This is a genomic window from uncultured Thiohalocapsa sp. (assembly GCF_913063425.1).
GTDB lineage: Bacteria > Pseudomonadota > Gammaproteobacteria > Chromatiales > Chromatiaceae > Thiohalocapsa.
The window spans coordinates 65,910-82,366 of record NZ_CAJXYK010000003.1 but is presented as its reverse complement, the minus strand read 5'-3'; the positions used below and the strand labels follow the sequence as shown (position 1 = coordinate 82,366).

Genomic DNA, 16,457 nt, shown 5'->3' with positions numbered 1-16,457 from the left:
CCCTTCTTCTTTAGTGTCGAAAGTGCCGCATCCCCGTGAACACCATCGCCATGCCGTGCTCGTCGGCGGCGGAGACGACCTCGTCGTCGCGCATGGAGCCGCCCGGCTGGATGACGGCGGCAATGCCGTTGGCGGCGGCCTGGTCGATGCCGTCGCGGAACGGGAAGAAGGCATCTGAGGCCATGACGGCATCCTGCACCGGGAGCCCCGCCTGCTCCGCCTTGATGCTTGCGATGCGCGCCGAGCTCACCCGGCTCATCTGCCCGGCGCCGACGCCGATGGTCTGCCCGCCGCGGGCGTAGACGATGGCGTTGGACTTGACGAACTTCGCCACCCGCCAGCCGAACAGCAGGTCCTGCATCTCGTCCGCGGACGGCGCACGGCGGGTGACGATCTTGAGCTCGCCGGTGAGGGCCAGGTCGGCGTCCTGCACCAAGAGCCCACCGCCCACGCGCTTGAAATCCAGGTAGGGTCCCGGTGCCGATTCCCAGGCCCCGCAGGCCAGCAGGCGCACATTCTTCTTGGCCGCCACGGCTGCCGCGGCCTGGGCCGTCACCGTCGGTGCGATGATCACCTCGACGAACTGGCGGTCCACGATGGCTTCCGCCGTCTCCCCGTCCAGCTCACCGTTGAACGCGATGATGCCGCCGAAGGCAGACTCAGGGTCGGTGGCGAAGGCGCGCTCGTAGGCCTGCTTCAGGCTGTCGCCATAGGCGACGCCGCAGGGGTTGGCGTGCTTGACGATGACGCAGGCGGGGCCGTCGGTGAACTGCTTGACGCACTCCAGCGCCGCGTCGGTGTCGGCGATGTTGTTGTAGCTGAGTGCCTTGCCCTGCAACTGCTCGGCCCCGGCGACGGAGGCCCTTGGCACCTCGCGGGCGGCGTAGAAGGCGGCGCTTTGGTGCGGGTTCTCGCCGTAGCGCATGGGCTGGCGCTTGGTGAACTGAAGATTGAAGGTGCGCGGCAGGCCCTCGGGCTTGCCTTCAGGGTGCTCGACGATGGTGCCCAGGTAGTTGGCAATGGCGCCATCGTAGGCGGCGGTGTGCTCGAAGGCCTTCACGGCGAGGTCGAAGCGGGTGGCGTCGGTGACGGCGCCGTCGTGATCGGCCATCTCGTCCAGCACCCGGCCGTAGTCGGCGGCGTCCACAACCACGGTGACATCGGCGTGGTTCTTGGCCGCCGCGCGCAGCAGCGTCGGGCCGCCGATGTCGATGTGCTCCACGGCCGTCGCGAGGTCGCAGTCGGGCTTGGCGACGGTGGCCTCGAAGGGATAGAGGTTCACCACCACCAGGTCGATGGGCTTGATCTCGTTCTCGTGCATGACCCGCTCGTCCACGCCGCGGCGGCCGAGGATGCCGCCGTGGATGCGCGGATGCAGGGTCTTGACCCGCCCGTCCATGATCTCCGGAAAGCCCGTGTGGTCCGAGACCTCCTTGACGGGGACGTCCGCATCCGTGAGCAGCCTGGAGGTGCCGCCCGTGGAGAGGATTTCCACGCCCCGCTCGGCGAGGCCCCGGGCGAAATCGGCGAGGCCGGTCTTGTCGGAGACACTGATCAGGGCGCGGCGGATGGGGTGCATGGCATGCCTCGCGGGAGCTTGGTTGGACGCGGCGGGGCTCGTCTGCCGGGACTCGCCTGGGGCCTGCTGCCCACGCCGGGGAGCGCCGAGCCGGCACCCGGGCCTGCGTCGGAGCCTGAGATTATGCCACTGCGGGCGGGCGCGGGGGCAGGTCTGGGCAGCGCCCCCGGCGCGCCTGTTTGCTCGGGCTTGCTGCCGCGGGCGGGCGCAGCACAGGCGTCATACGGTGCCGGCAACCGGGCGCCCCACCGCCTGGCCGTGTCCGCAGCGCTTGGTCCGCCGCCTGCGGCCCGCGTGCAGGCCGTTGGTGTGTCAGAGCTTGGGCTCGGCGTCCGCTGCCGCGTAGGCGCCGAGCTTCTTGCGCAGCGTGCTGCGACTGATGCCGAGCATGCGTGCGGCGACGGATTGATTGTTGCCGGCGGCGTCGAGCACGGTTTCGATGAGCGGACGCTCCACCTCGTCCATGACGAAGCGGTGCAGTCCCTGCACATCCTGTCCGGCCATGTGACTGAGGTAGGTGCGCACCGCGGCGCGCACGCAGTCCCGCAGCGGCTCGCCGCGGTGCGTGGGGACGACCGTCAGTGCTGCCCGGTCCGTGTCGCCGTCGTCGCTCGGGGCGACCTGCGCTGCCGTTGCTCTTGTCATGCCGCATCCTCCAGGGCCGCGTGCTGCTCCAACAGCGTACGGACCGCGTCGATTTGTTGTTCCGGCGTAGCGGCCCGGTTGACCCGGCACAGGTCGAGTCGGGCCGGTTCGTCCGGTTTCTGATCCTTGCCCCTCGATGGCGGCTCGGGAGCCTCGCTGTCGATCGGGTGTGTCCCGGTTGTCTGCCCGGTGTCAGCGGTGTCCTGCATCCCGCGCAGGTACCAGCCGATGTGCTTGCGCGCGATGCGCACCCCCCGCTCGGTGCCGTAGAACCGATACAGCGCGTCCAGGTGCGCAAGCAGGGTCGCGCAGATCCATGCGGGGTCGGGCGGCGGCAGGCGCGTGCCTGTCGCCAGGTAATGGTCGATCTCGCGGAACAGCCAGGGCCGGCCCTGCGCCGCGCGGCCGATCATGATCCCGTCGGCGCCGGTGCGGGCCAGCACCTGCGCGGCGTACTCGGGGCTCGTGATGTCGCCGTTGGCCACAAGGGCCAGATCTGCGGGGAGGTCATGCTGTGCCCGCAGCGCCCGCAGGCTGTCGAGCTCCGCCCGCCCGCCGTAGCCGCAGGCGCGGGTACGGCCGTGGACTGCGAGCAGCGCGATGCCGGACTCCCGTGCAATGTGGGCGATGCGCGGCAGGTTGCGCGTCTGCGGTGACCAGCCGGTGCGGGTCTTGAGCGTCACCGGCACGTCCACAGCCGCCACGACGGCCTCCAGAATGCGCGCCACCAGCGCCTCGTCGCGCAGCAGGGCCGAGCCGGCGGCGGCCTTGCAGACCTTCTTGGCCGGGCAGCCCAGGTTGATGTCGATGAGCTCCGCACCCCGGCCCACGTTCAAGCGCGCCGCCTCGGCCATCCAGTGCGGGTCGGCGCCGGCGATTTGCACCGCAATGGGGCCGGGCTCGCCGCGGTGGTCGGTGCGCTCGCGGCTCTTGCGCGAGCCCGCCAGCGCCGGGTTGGCCGAGACCATCTCGGACACGGCAAGCCCGGCGCCGAGCCGCCGGCAAAGCGTCCGGAACGGCCGGTCCGTGACCCCCGCCATCGGCGCCAGAATCAGGCGGTTCTGGAGCCGGATGTTGCCGATCAGGAGCCCGCCTTCACGGGCGTCGGCGGCCGTCGTGTCCGTGCGCTGGGGCGCTGGACATGCAGTTGGGTGCGCGCTCTGGCGCTTGGCTCGGCGCTCGGTCGGGAGCGCACGCGCACCAAGGCCGGCGCTGCCGTTGGCGGGGGGGCTCGTCGGCATGCGGGACATGGATCACCGGGGCGGGGCTGAGCGCGAAATTCTAGCCAAGTTCGGCGTCGGCGACAGCGGTCGAATCCCGACATTGTGACGGTGTATCGCCGACAAAAACACGATACGTGTACATCGTGCCCGCATCGAATCCGGACGTGGGCGCGCAAGCATCTACGCCTGCAAGAGATGTTGACGATCTGTGATCGATTGTAGGCGACTCGGCAGGTGTCAGCGCCGACGCCCGCTCAGCAGGGCCCATTCCTCGCGGGTTTCCGCGGGCTCCATGACGAAGTGGTGCGCGTAGGCATCGGCGACCCGGCCGGCCTGATGGGCGAGGATGCCGGAGAGACCGAGCCGGGCGCCGGGCGCTGCCAGCGCCGCCAGCTGCGGCGCGAGCTCCAGCAGGGGGGCCGCGAGGATGTTGGCCACCACCACATCGGCCGGCGTTGGCGGCACCTGCTCCGGGCGGGCCACGGCGAGACGGTCCACCACGCCGTTGTCGATGGCGTTGTCGACGGTGGCGTCCAGGGCCTGGGGGTCGTGGTCCACCGCCAGTGCCGATGCGGCGCCGAGCTTGAGGGCGGCGATGGCGAGGATGCCGGAGCCGCAGCCGTAATCCAGCACGCGCTTGCCCGCGAGGTCCAGTCCGTCCAGCCAGGCGAGGCAGAGCGCCGTGGTGGGATGGTGGCCGGTGCCGAAGGCGAGCCCCGGGTCCAGGTCCACCACGACGCCGGGCCAGTCCGCCGCCTCGGCGCCGGCAGGCCGCTCGCCGCGGGGGCAGACCCAGAGGCGGCGGCCGAAGCGGGTGGGCCTGAAGTCATCCAGCCAGAGGCGCTCCCAGGGGCGATCGTCCAGGCTCGCGAGCGTCGGCGGCGCCAGCGCCAGCCCGGCCAGCTGCTCCGCCGCCTGTCGGGCTGCGGCGGCGCCGGCATCGTCATCCTCGAACAGCGCAGTGATCCGCAGCCGCCGCCACAGCGGCTGGGTGGCCGGCGCAGGCTCCCAGATGCCGCCCGCGGCGGGGTCCAGAGGGGCGTCGGCGGGCTCGTCCGCGGCGTCGTCCAGGGTCACCGACAGCGCGCCCGCGTCCTCCAGGGCTGCTTCCACGGACGCGGCCTGGTCGCGGTGAACGATGAGGGAGAGCTGGAGCCAGGGCATTCTTGATGGGAAGTGTCGAGGGGCGAGGGGCGAGGGGGCGAGGGGGCGAGGGGGCGTCGGGGGCTGAGGGCGCGTGGATGCTTTGTGGTTGGCCGAAACCCTGGGGTGGGGCAGCCCTCGCCCCCAGCTCCTCGAACCTTCCCCTACATTCCCAATTTCTTCTCCAGGTAATGGATGTTCGCGCCGCCCTGTTGGAAGGCGGAGTCCTTCATGATGTGGCGGTGCAGCGGGATGTTGGTGTCGATGCCCTCGATGACGGTCTCGCGCAGGGCGTTGCACATCCGCGCCAGTGCGGCGCCGCGGTCTTCGCCGTGGGCGACGAGCTTGCCGATCATGGAGTCGTAGTAAGGCGGCACGACATAGCCCGCGTAGATGTGGGTGTCGATGCGGATGCCGGGGCCGCCCGGGGCGTGGAACTCCTCGATGCGCCCCGGGCTCGGGCGGAAGGTCTCGGGGTGCTCGGCATTGAGCCGGCACTCGATGGCATGGCCTTGCCAGCTGATGTCCGCCTGGTGCCAGCGCAGCCGCTCGCCGGAGGCCACCAGGATCTGCTCCTTGACCAGATCCACGCCGGTGATCATCTCCGTCACCGGGTGCTCCACCTGGACGCGGGTGTTCATCTCGATGAAGTAGAACTCGCCGTCCTGGTAGAGGAACTCGAAGGTGCCGAGCCCGCGATAGCCGATCTGCTCGCAGGCCTTGGCGCAGCGCTCGCCGATGAAGGCGCGCTGCTCGGGCGTGATGCCGGGCGCCGGGGCCTCCTCCACCACCTTCTGGTGGCGGCGCTGCATGGAGCAGTCACGCTCGCCCAGGTGAATGGCGTTGCCGTACTGGTCCGCCAGCACCTGGAACTCCACGTGGCGCGGGTTTTCCAGGTACTTCTCCATGTAGACCATGTCGTTGCCGAAGGCTGCACCCGCCTCCGCCTTGGTGAGCGAAATGGCGTTCAGCAGCGTGGCATCGGAGTGCACCACGCGCATGCCGCGCCCGCCGCCGCCGCCGGCGGCCTTGATGATGACCGGATAGCCGATCTCCCGCGCCAGCTCCAGGGTGCGCTTGTTGTTGCTGTCGATAGGCCCGTCCGAGCCCGGTACGCAGGGCACGCCCGCCTGCTTCATGGCCTTGATGGCGGAGACCTTGTCGCCCATGAGGCGGATGGTTTCGGGCTTGGGCCCGATGAACACGAAGCCCGAGCGCTCCACGCGCTCGGCGAAGTCCGCATTCTCGGACAGGAAGCCGTAGCCGGGATGGATGGCGACGGTGTCGGTGACTTCCGCGGCACTGATGATGGACGGGATGTGCAGATAGCTGTCCCGCGACGGTGCCGGGCCGATGCAGACGGACTCGTCGGCGAGCAGCACGTGCTTGAGGTCGCGGTCGGCATCCGAGTGGACGGCGACGGTCTTGATGCCGAGCTCGCGGCAGGCACGCTGGATACGCAGTGCGATCTCGCCGCGGTTGGCGATGAGGATCTTCTCGATCATTCGATGACGAAGAGCGGCTGGTTGTACTCCACGGGCTGGCCGTTCTCCACCAGGATGCGGCGCAGGACGCCGGCCTTCTCACACTCGATCTGGTTCAGGATCTTCATGGCTTCGATGATGCAGAGCGTGTCACCGAGCTTGATGTCCTGGCCCTCTTCGACGAAGGGCTTGCTGCCGGGCGACGGCGCCCGATAGAAGGTCCCGACCATGGGGGAGCGGACCAGCGAGCCCTCGTCGGTCTCGGGCTCGGCGGCTGTGTCTGCACCGATGGCCGCCGGGGCTGCCCCCGGCGCCGCAGCGGCCGGGGCGCCCGCCGCCGGCGCCTGCATCATGAAGGGCATGGGCGTGCTGCCGTGGCGACTGATGCGCACGGATTCTTCGCCCTCGTGGATCTCGATCTCGGCGACGTTGGATTCTTCGAGGAGCTCGATGAGCTTCTTGACCTTGCGGATGTCCATGGTGTCGTGATTCCGGGTCTCGGGCCTGGAGGTATGATTGCGGTGTGCGCGGCGGCGTCTGTTGCGATCAGCCGGCGCGGGCGTCCAGTCGGCGCAGCGCCGCCGTCAGGGCAAGCTCGTAGCCCAGCGCGCCGAGCCCGCTGATGGTGCCCTCGGCGATGTCCGAGAAGTACGAGTGCTGCCGGAACGGCTCGCGGGCATGGACGTTCGACAGGTGCACCTCGATGAAGGGCAGCCGTACCGCGAGCAGGGCATCGCGCAGCGCAACACTGGTGTGTGTGAAGCCCGCCGGGTTCACCAGCGCGAAGGCGACGCCATCGGCCCCCGCCTGCTGCACGGCATCGATGAGCGCGTGCTCCGCGTTGCTCTGCACCAACCGCAGGCCGTGGCCAGCGGCCTCCGCCTGCCGGGTCAGGCGCGCGCCGATGTCGGCGAGGCTGTCACGACCGTACTTGTCCGGCTCGCGGGTGCCGAGCAGGTTCAGGTTGGGTCCGTTGAGGCAGAGGATCTGGGCCATGTGGCGGAGCCATTCGCAATTGGGCCGGCGGATGCCGCGGGCACGTGGGTGTGCATGCGCGGCGCCCATTGGGGGCGGGCGGGCGCGTACGCCGCAGGTGCCACGCCCGGCGCGGGAGCCCTGCAAATGCACGCCATGCCTGCGGCAGCGGCACCGCAGGCGACGCGGCCCGGCACCCCGCCCCAGCACTGGTCTTAGGCCGCACAGGCTCGAAATGTGGGACTTCAGGCCATGAACTGCTGCGATCGGCCGAAAACGGCGCCGCCGTTGTAACGGCGCACAATGTAAGCGAATCGCCGCAGGATTACAAAGCCGGACTTGTCAGTTTTCGGCGCAGATGGGCGCGGGATTGCGCCGGATCAGCCGGTTTCCAGCTTCAGGAGAGGGATCACGTGCTCACGCACCAGACCGGGCGTGATCTCGCCGGTGCGGCTGTAGACGCGGCGGCCCAGGGGATCGAAGACGACGGTGAAGGGCAGGCCGCCGGTGCGGTTGCCGAGCCGGCGGGAGAGCTCCACCGCATCCAGGTCGCCGAGCAGGATCTGGTAGCCCACCTGATTCTCCGCGAGGAAGCGCTCCACCGCATCACGGGCGTCGATGGCGATGCCCACCACCTGGAGCCGGCCCGGGTCCACGCCGCGCTGAAGCTCGTCGAGCATGGGCATCTCGCGCAGGCAGGGCGGACACCAGGTGGCCCAGAAGTTGAGCACCACGACCTTGCCGGCCCAGGCGTTGCTCGCGATCTGCTGGCCCGTGAGGTCCGGCAGCCGCAGGTCCGGCAGGATCGCGATGCGCCCGTCGTGGCTGTGCCCGCCGAGGTCCATGTCCTGCTGGGCGAGCCAGCGCTCGCCGAACAGGGCCGCGCCGATGCTGAGCGTGCCGGCCAGCACCGTCACCACCAGCACCTTGGCCGGGTTCATGGGGCGATCTCATTCAGGTGGGCGGCGAACTCGTCCGCCGGCACGAAGCCCACCAGCCGGTAGCCGCGCAGCTCTTCGCCGCTTTCATCGAAGAACAGCATCGCCGGTGGCCCCGGGATTCCGAAGCGCTCCTGCATCAGGGCCTTGTCCTCGGCGTCGTTGGCGGTGACATCGGCCTGAAGCACGACGAACTGATCCAGGGCGGCGATGACATCCGGGTCCGGGAAGGTGTAGCGCTCCATTTCCTTGCAGGACACGCACCAGTCGGCGTAGAAGTCCAGCATCACCGGCTTGCCGGCGGCGCTGGCGGCGGCGATCTCCCGCTCCAGGTCGGCCACAGTCTTGATGGGCGTGAAGGACTTGTGGGCCGCCGCCTGGCCGCCGCCCGCGGCGACGATGCCGCGCAACGGCTGGATGGTGTCGCGTCCGCCGGCGGCGGCGCCGACGATCATCAGCACGCCGTAGACCAGCAACGCCAGCCCGAGCGCCTTCCACAGCTTGGTCCAGCCGCCGGCCTCCTGCGTGATGGTGGTGAGCGCACCCATGTAGACGCCGGAGGCGATGAGCAGCAGGCCCCACAGCAGCATGGCCACCGCCGGGGGCAGCACGCGCTCGATGAGCAGGATGGCCACCGCGAGCAGCAGTACGCCGAACACGGCCTTGACGGCGTCCATCCACATGCCGGCGCGCGGCAGGAGCTTGCCGGCGGAGGTGCCGATGGCGAGCAAGGGCGCACCCATGCCCAAGCCCAGACCCAGCAGCGCGAAGAAGCCAAGCACCGCATCGCCGGTCTTGCCGATGAAGATGAGCGCGCCCATCAGCGGCGGCGCCACGCAGGGGCCGACGATGAGGGCCGACAGCGCACCCATGATGGCCGCACCGGCGAGGGTGCCGCCCTCCTGCTTGTTGCTCATCTCCGTGAGCTTGCTTTGCCAGCTGCTCGGCAGCTGCAGCTCGTAGAAGCCGAACATGGACAGGGACAGCGCCACGAACACCAGCGCGAAGGCGCTCAGCACCCAGACGTTCTGGAAGGTGGCCTGGAGATTGGCGCCGAAGAGCCCGGCGATGACGCCGACAATGGCATAGGTCAGCGCCATGGCCAGCACATAGGCCAGCGACAGGAAGAACGCCTTGCGGGTGGTGATGCTGTCGCCCTGGCCGGCGATGATGCCCGACAGGATCGGAATCATCGGGAAGACGCAGGGCGTGAAGGCCAGCAGCAGCCCGAGGCCGAAGAAGATGGCCATGGCGCCCAGGATGCCGGCGTTGGCCAGGCGGGCGGCGATCTGGTCCTGCTCGGAGACGCGCTCGGGTGGGCCGCCGGCGGCGTCGCCGTCGGCGCCGGAAGCGGCGCTCGCAGGTGCCACCTCGGCCAGCGCCACGGTCTCGGTGGCGGCGGGCAGGGCCAGGGCGATGCGCTCGGTGACCGGCGGATAACAGATGCCGCGCTCGGCGCAGCCCTGGTAGTTGGCCACCAGCGTGACCTCGGTGGGCTCGCTGGCGCCGCGCCGCAGCGGCACGTCCAGATTCAGGGTGCCGTGGTAAATGGCCACGTCGCCGATGGTGCCGTCCGGGCGCACCGTGTCCGGCTTCACCTCCGCCTCCGGCAGGCTGTACTCGCCGATCTGCACGCCGTCGGCGTCTTCGAGGGAGAGGGCGATCTTCTCCTGATAGAGATAGGTCTCCGGCGCGATGTCCCAGATGAGTGCCAGCCGGTCCGGCGCCGCCACCTCGGCATCGAAGCGGAAGGCCTCCTCCACCGGCAGGATGTCGTCGCCGATGCCGAGGCCGAGGGACTGGGTGACCCCGCCGCCGCCACCACCGCTCAGCGCCTGCGCCATGCTCTGGGCGGGGGCACCGGCCGGGGAGGCGGACCCGTCTGCCGAGCCGGCGCTGTCCGCCGTATCCACCGCCGCCAGCTTCGGCAGCTCCAGCAGAATGCGCTGCTTCTGCGGCGGATAGCAGAGCCCGGCGTCGGCGCAGCCCTGGGACTTGGCCTCGATGGCGACGACGTCGCCGGCGTCGGCGCTGCGCTCCACCGGCAGCCTGGCCTCGACGCGGTCGCGGTAGATCTGCACCTCGCCGAAGAACTCGTCCTGCTTGGTCTCGGACGGCGGCAGGTCCGGGCGGCCGAGGCTGATGCCGGGGCTCTCGCTGTCGAAGCGGAACTTGCTCCGGTACATGTAGTAGCCGGGCTCGATGTCCCAGCGCACGGTGACCGCGTCCGCACCGGCGGATTCGCCCGAGATGCGGAAGGCCTGGTCCGGCTGCCGGAAGTCATCGTCCGTGGCGGCCGTGACCACCCCATGCGCCAGCACGAGCAACAGCATCGCGGCCAGGCTGACCAGCGCCGGCGTCGTCATGCGCGGGCGCGCAGCACCAGGGGCGTGCGTCGGCGCAGACGCCCCCCATGGCGAGGCGGGTGCCGGGCGGCGCCGCGCTGCGCCAAGGTTGCCCGGGCTGCGTCGCGCCGCGCGCAGCAGCGGAGCGAGCACCCAGGCGATCAGGCAGTGGTGGTTGTGCATTGTCTCACCCAATCAAGGTAGCGGTCGTGGCCGGCGGTGATGGGGTGGGCGATCACCTCCGGCACGTCATAGGGGTGCAGCGCGCAGATGCGCTCGGTGAGCGTCGGCAGTCGCGCGCCCGTGGTCTTGAGCATCAGGAGCACCTCGCTGTCGCGCTCGATGCGGCCCTCCCAGCTGTAGATGGACACGGCGCCGGGCAGCAGGGTGGCGCAGGCGGCAAGTCCTGCTTCGACCAGTGCGCCGGCGAGAGATTCGGCGACGCCCTGGTCCGGGCAGGTGCAGAAGACCACATGGACATCGGCGGCGTTGCGCTCGGACATCGGGGCGGCTCCGGGTTGGGGGTGTTGGGCTGGTGATGCTGGGCTGGGGTTGGAAACATTCAGTGCGCCTGCGGCGGGCGAGCCGGCCTCAGCGGGGCGATGCAGCGGCCGCCTTCGGCAGCGGGCGCATAGCCTAACGGAATTCGTGCCGATGGGCGGCGGGGTTTGAATCCGCTTTTACCGGACAGACCTTCGGGATTTGCAGCGCTTCCGGGCAGCGCAACGCGGGTCGCCGCGGCGCCGGCAGGCCCGCAACCCCGGCATCTCCGCCCGCGACCGTCATTCTCCGAGACCGTGCTCATGTGGCTTTTTCTTCTGCTCTTCGTCGGCGCACCGCTGGTGGAGCTCTACTTTCTGATCCAGGTGGGCTCCGTCATCGGCGCACTGCCCACCATCGCCCTGTCGGTGCTGACGGCCGTCATCGGCGGCTACCTCGTGCGCATGCAGGGGCTCAATGTGCTGCTGCGCGTGCGCCGGGCCATGGAGCGGGGCGAGACGCCGGCGCTGGAGCTGCTGGACGGCGCCGTGCTGCTGGTGTGCGGCTTTCTGCTCCTGCTGCCGGGCTTCGTCACCGACATCGCGGGCTTCCTGTTGCTGATTCCGCCGCTGCGGCGTGCGCTGCTGCTGCGCTATGTGCGGGTGGAGGCCATCGGCCCGCGTCGCGATGACGATGACCTCGGTGGCGGCCACCGCCCGCGCATCATCGACGCGGACTATCGGCGCGAGGACTGAGCCCGGCGCGTCCGGGCCGCTCAGCCGAGCCCCTGCCGCCGCCGACTGTCTGCCTGTGGCGAGGCCGCCGCTCGCCGCAGTCGTCGGCACCGCCCCCGCTTGGTCATGCCCGAGCCGCTGTCTGCCGCTGGCCATGCAGCTCACCCGCGGGTCCGGCGTCGGCGCCCGGCTGCTGGTTGCAGGCATCCCGAAATCACCCGTCGCTGCTGGCGCAAACGCCACTTGACACGCCACCGCCGCGCCCTATTATTAGCAGCCGCTACCGTTGAGTGCTAACACGCTCCGGGCGCCGGTCGGATCAGGCGCCAGCGGATCAGGCGCCAGCATCAGGTCTGACGCCCCCACTGGAAACCGGCCGTCGGCGCCCGGCGTTTCACCACCCGCAACCCATCCACAAGCTGAGGGGAAAGCAAGCATGAACATCCGCCCACTGCATGACCGCGTCGTCGTCCGTCGTATGGAGGAGGAGCGCACCTCCGCCGGCGGCATCGTCATCCCGGACTCCGCCACCGAGAAGCCCATCCAGGGCGAGATCATCGCCGTCGGCAACGGCAAGCTGATGGACAACGGCGACACCCGCTCGCTCGACGTGAAGGTCGGCGACCGCGTGCTCTTCGGCAAGTACTCCGGCACCGAGGTCAAGCTCGACGGTGAGGATTTCCTCGTCATGCGCGAGGACGACATCATGGGCGTCATCGAGTCCTGAGCCTGGATCTGCGCCCGCATCCGGGCCCGTCCACATTCGGCTGAACCATTCCCCTGCTAACGAACACTGAGGTATCTGCCCCATGGCTGCCAAAGAAGTCCGCTTCTCGACCGACGCCCGCAACCGCATGATGGAGGGCGTCAACATCCTGGCCAACGCGGTCAAGGTCACCCTCGGCCCCAAGGGCCGCAACGTCGTGCTGGAGAAGTCCTTCGGCGCGCCCACCGTCACCAAGGACGGCGTCTCCGTCGCCAAGGAGATCGAGCTCTCCGACAAGTTCGAGAACATGGGCGCACAGATGGTCAAAGAGGTCGCCTCCCAGACCTCCGACGTCGCCGGTGACGGCACCACCACCGCCACCGTGCTGGCCCAGGCCATGGTCCGCGAGGGTCTGAAGGCGGTCGCCGCCGGCATGAACCCGATGGACCTCAAGCGCGGCATGGACAAGGCCGTCGAGGCCGCGGTCGGTGAGCTCGCCAGCCTGTCCAAGCCCTGCTCCGACAACAAGGAGATCGCCCAGGTCGGCACCATCTCCGCCAACAGCGACGAGTCCATCGGCGAGATCATCGCCGAGGCCATGGAGAAGGTCGGCAAGGAAGGCGTCATCACCGTGGAAGAGGGCAAGAGCCTGCACAACGAGCTCGACGTCGTCGAGGGCATGCAGTTCGACCGCGGCTACCTGTCGCCGTACTTCATCAACAACCAGCAGAGCCAGACCGCCGAGCTGGAGGACCCCTTCATCCTCCTGCACGACAAGAAGATCTCCAACATCCGCGATCTGCTGCCCGTGCTGGAGGCCGTCGCCAAGGCCGGTCGTCCGCTGATGATCGTCGCCGAAGACATCGAGGGCGAGGCCCTGGCCACCCTGGTGGTCAACTCCATCCGCGGCATCATCAAGGTCTGCGCCGTCAAGGCGCCGGGCTTCGGTGACCGCCGCAAGGCCATGCTCCAGGACATCGCCATCCTCACCGGCGGCACCGTCATCAGCGAGGAAGTCGGCCTGACGCTGGAGAAGGCCACCCTGAACGAGCTCGGCTCCGCCAAGAAGGTGCAGATCAGCAAGGAGGAGACCACCATCATCGACGGCGCCGGTCAGGACGACGAGATCAAGGGCCGCTGCGAGCAGATCCGCGCCCAGATCGAGGACACCACCTCCGACTACGACCGCGAGAAGCTTCAGGAGCGCCTGGCGAAGCTCGCCGGCGGTGTCGCCGTGATCAAGGTGGGTGCCGCCACCGAGGTCGAGATGAAGGAGAAGAAGGCCCGGGTCGAGGACGCCCTGCACGCCACCCGTGCGGCGGTCGAGGAGGGCATCGTCCCGGGCGGCGGCGTCGCCCTGGTGCGTGCGCTGACCAAGATCCGCGGCAACGTCGCCGGCGCTAACCACGACCAGGACGTCGGTGTCAGCATTGCGCTGCGCGCCATGGAAGAGCCGCTGCGGCAGATCGTCAGCAACGCCGGCGCCGAGGCCAGCGTCGTGCTGCACAACGTCGCCGACGGCGAGGGTAACTACGGCTACAACGCCAGCAACGGCGAGTACGGCGACCTGGTGGACATGGGCATCCTGGACCCCACCAAAGTCACCCGCACCGCACTGCAGAACGCCGCCTCCGTGGCCGGTCTCATGATCACCACCGAGGCCATGGTCGCCGAGGAGCCCAAGGAAGAGACCCCGATGCCCGCCGGCGGCGGCATGGGCGATATGGGCGGCATGGGGATGATGTAACAGCAGATTTTTCGCCTGACGGCGAAAACGCCGCTACGGTCGCCAGGGAGGGCGACGGAGAAAGCCCCGCTTCGGCGGGGCTTTTTGCGTGTCAGCTCCAATGACGGTACCCGCGCGCGTAGAGAAACCCGAGCGTCGGGCGACGAGTGGCCAGAAATCCAATACCCTGCGCTTTCACCTCAATGCCATCGAGTGCCCCCTCGATTCTGCGACCCCTCGCTTCCAACCACCAGAATCCGCGACTCGGATCACCGCACCGGCATCAACCCGAGGCGACAGCATGAGCCAACCCGACCAAGCTGCCTACCTGGGCTCCATCTCCGTTGAGAACCTCGCATGCTTCGGGCCGAGGCAGACCCTCGATCTGACCCTGGACGACGGTCGACCTGCGCCTTGGACGCTGATCCTCGGCGACAACGGGACGGGAAAGACGACGCTGCTGCAGGCGATTGCGGGGATGACGCCCGTGGTCATGCCCCCTTTGGTCAAGGACGTCAAAGCACGAGCTTGGATCCTTGGCTGGCCACCGCTGCGGTCCATGCTGCGGCCGCATACCGGTTCCGGACTCGCGATCAGCGCCGACTTCCTCCTTGGCGCCCACCCGGACTGCGAGCCGACTGAGCTGGAACGCGTCGCGGTGCGCGCGGGCTTAGAGCCAATGGGCGGTTTTGCGGGGGTCGGTTGGGAGATGGTCACGCGGCTCGCGGATGCCGGCTGCTTCGGCTACGGCGCCACCCGCAACGCCGGTCGCAGCCAACTCATCGACGGCGACCCGGAGGGATTCGACGCCGCCACCCTGTTCGACGACGAGGCGACCTTGATCAGCCCGGACGAGTGGCTGGCGCAGATGGACTATGCGGCTGCGAAGCAAGACGACCGGAACGGCATCGACTACGCCGCGCGCCGGGATCAGGTGAAGACCTTGCTGGTGCGCCTGCTGCCGGACGTGAGCGATGTCGAGATTCGCGTCAAGGACGGTCCGAGCGCGGAGGTCGTCTTCGAGACGCCCTATGGACGGGTGCCATTCCAGCGCATGGGCCTCGGTTACCGCACCATGACGACCTGGGTGGTGGACCTGGCGGCGCGCATGTTCCGCCGCTGGCCCGACGCCGCAGACCCACTGGCCCAGCCCGCCGTGGTACTGGTGGACGAGATCGACCTGCATCTGCATCCATCCTGGCAGCGCCGGCTGATGGACTGGCTGTCGGAGCTCTTTCCGAATGCCCAGTTCATCGCCACCGCCCACAGTCCGCTGATCGTTCAGGCCGCGCGGGATGCCCGCATCGCGGTGCTGCGGCGAGAGAGGGATCATGTGCTCATCGATCAGTCCTTCGCGTCGGTGACCGGTTGGCGGGTGGATCAACTCCTGACCAGCGAGTTGTTCGGCCTGCCGACGGCGCGGGCCGCGGTCTATGACAGCACCATCGCCGAGCGCACCGATCTGCTGTCCAAGTCGGCGCTCTCCGGTGAGGACAGGCGGCGCCTGGCGGAACTGGACCAGGAGCTGACGGCACTGCCGGCGGGGGAGAGCGCCGCGGACATCGAGGCCATGGACATCATTCGACGGGCCGCCGAGGCGCTGAAACGCGAAGGCGGGGATTGAGATGATCCGCATTCGCCGTACGTCATCGGCGCCCGCGGTGCTGCGGACCAAGGGCAAGAACAAGCGCCGGGGTCATTCCCTGAGCTATACGGCGAACCCGGCGGCTTACGACAGCGGTGCCCTCAAGTTCGAGTTCGATGGGGATATCTATGCCCACGACGACGTCAAGGCTGTACTGAAGGCAATGCAGCACGACAAGTGCGCCTTCTGTGAGTCGAAGGTGTCGCACATCGCCTATGGAGACGTAGAGCATTACCGGCCCAAGGGCGGTTTTCGCCAGCACCAAGCCGATGTCCTCGGGCGCCCCGGCTACTACTGGCTTGCCTACGAGTGGGACAACCTGCTGTTCTCATGCCAGCTCTGCAACCAGCGCTTCAAGAAGAACCTATTCCCGTTGATCGATCCCGCGGCGCGGGCGCGCAACCATAAGGACGCACTGCGGCGGGAAGCGCCGGTCATGGTTGATCCGTCCAAGGAAGACCCTGCCGATTACATTGGTTTTCGGGCCGAGGTCGCTTACGGCCTCGATGGGACCGGCGGACGGGGTGAGCAGACCCTCAACGCCCTGGGTCTGAACCGGGTGGAGCTGGTTGAGGTGCGGCGGGACAAGCTGAAGTACCTCCATGCCTTTGGTCAGATTGTCCGTACTGCCGCAGATCACCCGCAAAATGCGGCGCTGCGAGAGGTCGCAGAACGCGCTCAGCAGCAATTGGACCGGGCGGTTCACGACTCGGCCGAGTTCGCTGGCATGGTGCGTGGGACGGTGGCGGATCTGGGAGGCTGAGCCGCGCTGGTGTGGTTCCGGATGGATCTATCGGGCACTTGTTCGTCCGCCGACTATCAGTCCACGCATCG

General features: G+C 68.9%; 15 protein-coding genes. 5 read left to right on the top strand and 10 right to left on the bottom strand.

From position 1 onward, the window contains the following. Nucleotides 1–10: 10 nt before the first annotated feature. The 10 genes from purH to cutA form a co-directional block, all read right to left on the bottom strand. The gene (gene purH / locus QZ607_RS02175) at nucleotides 11–1,579 is read right to left on the bottom strand and encodes a bifunctional phosphoribosylaminoimidazolecarboxamide formyltransferase/IMP cyclohydrolase (protein WP_295879148.1); all 1,569 of its coding nucleotides are present in this window, start codon (nucleotides 1,577–1,579) and stop codon (nucleotides 11–13) included. Between the two features lie 312 nt (nucleotides 1,580–1,891). Continuing rightward, on the bottom strand, nucleotides 1,892–2,224 hold the full coding sequence (locus QZ607_RS02170) for a helix-turn-helix domain-containing protein (RefSeq protein WP_295879145.1): 333 nt from the start codon (nucleotides 2,222–2,224) through the stop codon (nucleotides 1,892–1,894). Then, on the bottom strand, nucleotides 2,221–3,474 hold the full coding sequence (dusB, locus tag QZ607_RS02165; protein WP_295879143.1) for a tRNA dihydrouridine synthase DusB: 1,254 nt from the start codon (nucleotides 3,472–3,474) through the stop codon (nucleotides 2,221–2,223). The genes QZ607_RS02170 and dusB overlap by 4 nt, the downstream gene beginning before the upstream one ends. A 210-nt stretch (nucleotides 3,475–3,684) precedes the next feature. Then, the gene (prmA, locus tag QZ607_RS02160; RefSeq protein WP_295879140.1) at nucleotides 3,685–4,611 is read right to left on the bottom strand and encodes a 50S ribosomal protein L11 methyltransferase; all 927 of its coding nucleotides are present in this window, start codon (nucleotides 4,609–4,611) and stop codon (nucleotides 3,685–3,687) included. Between the two features lie 143 nt (nucleotides 4,612–4,754). Further along, complete coding sequence (gene accC / locus QZ607_RS02155) at nucleotides 4,755–6,095, bottom strand: acetyl-CoA carboxylase biotin carboxylase subunit (RefSeq protein WP_295879138.1); 1,341 nt, start codon at nucleotides 6,093–6,095, stop codon at nucleotides 4,755–4,757. Then, nucleotides 6,092–6,553, bottom strand: coding sequence for an acetyl-CoA carboxylase biotin carboxyl carrier protein (accB, locus tag QZ607_RS02150; protein ID WP_295879134.1), 462 nt, complete (start codon nucleotides 6,551–6,553; stop codon nucleotides 6,092–6,094). Before accB ends, accC begins: the two co-directional genes overlap by 4 nt. 67 nt (nucleotides 6,554–6,620) lie before the next feature. Beyond that, complete coding sequence (gene aroQ / locus QZ607_RS02145; protein ID WP_295879131.1) at nucleotides 6,621–7,070, bottom strand: type II 3-dehydroquinate dehydratase; 450 nt, start codon at nucleotides 7,068–7,070, stop codon at nucleotides 6,621–6,623. 359 nt (nucleotides 7,071–7,429) lie between these two features. Beyond that, complete coding sequence (locus QZ607_RS02140; RefSeq protein WP_295879129.1) at nucleotides 7,430–7,990, bottom strand: TlpA disulfide reductase family protein; 561 nt, start codon at nucleotides 7,988–7,990, stop codon at nucleotides 7,430–7,432. Continuing rightward, nucleotides 7,987–10,353, bottom strand: coding sequence for a protein-disulfide reductase DsbD (gene dsbD / locus QZ607_RS02135; RefSeq protein WP_295879127.1), 2,367 nt, complete (start codon nucleotides 10,351–10,353; stop codon nucleotides 7,987–7,989). Before dsbD ends, QZ607_RS02140 begins: the two co-directional genes overlap by 4 nt. Nucleotides 10,354–10,493: 140 nt before the next feature. After that, on the bottom strand, nucleotides 10,494–10,835 hold the full coding sequence (cutA, locus tag QZ607_RS02130) for a divalent-cation tolerance protein CutA (RefSeq protein WP_295879125.1): 342 nt from the start codon (nucleotides 10,833–10,835) through the stop codon (nucleotides 10,494–10,496). A 300-nt stretch (nucleotides 10,836–11,135) separates the two neighbouring features. On the opposite strand from cutA, the gene QZ607_RS02125 reads away from it, so the two are divergent. From QZ607_RS02125 to QZ607_RS02105, 5 genes are all read left to right on the top strand, one after another. After that, nucleotides 11,136–11,567 (top strand): FxsA family protein, encoded by a 432-nt coding sequence (locus tag QZ607_RS02125; protein ID WP_295879123.1) that lies wholly within the window; start codon nucleotides 11,136–11,138, stop codon nucleotides 11,565–11,567. A 415-nt stretch (nucleotides 11,568–11,982) separates the two neighbouring features. Next, on the top strand, nucleotides 11,983–12,273 hold the full coding sequence (gene groES / locus QZ607_RS02120) for a co-chaperone GroES (protein ID WP_295879120.1): 291 nt from the start codon (nucleotides 11,983–11,985) through the stop codon (nucleotides 12,271–12,273). Nucleotides 12,274–12,355: 82 nt separating this feature from the next. Beyond that, nucleotides 12,356–13,999, top strand: a complete 1,644-nt coding sequence (groL, locus tag QZ607_RS02115) for a chaperonin GroEL (RefSeq protein WP_295879117.1) — start codon at nucleotides 12,356–12,358, stop codon at nucleotides 13,997–13,999. Between the two features lie 280 nt (nucleotides 14,000–14,279). Then, a complete protein-coding gene (locus QZ607_RS02110) occupies nucleotides 14,280–15,602 on the top strand; it encodes an AAA family ATPase (protein ID WP_295879114.1) in 1,323 nt (440 codons plus the stop codon). Between the two features lies 1 nt (nucleotide 15,603). Next, nucleotides 15,604–16,386: a hypothetical protein gene (locus tag QZ607_RS02105; RefSeq protein ID WP_295879112.1), complete on the top strand. Its 783-nt coding sequence runs from the start codon at nucleotides 15,604–15,606 to the stop codon at nucleotides 16,384–16,386. Nucleotides 16,387–16,457: the final 71 nt, after the last annotated feature.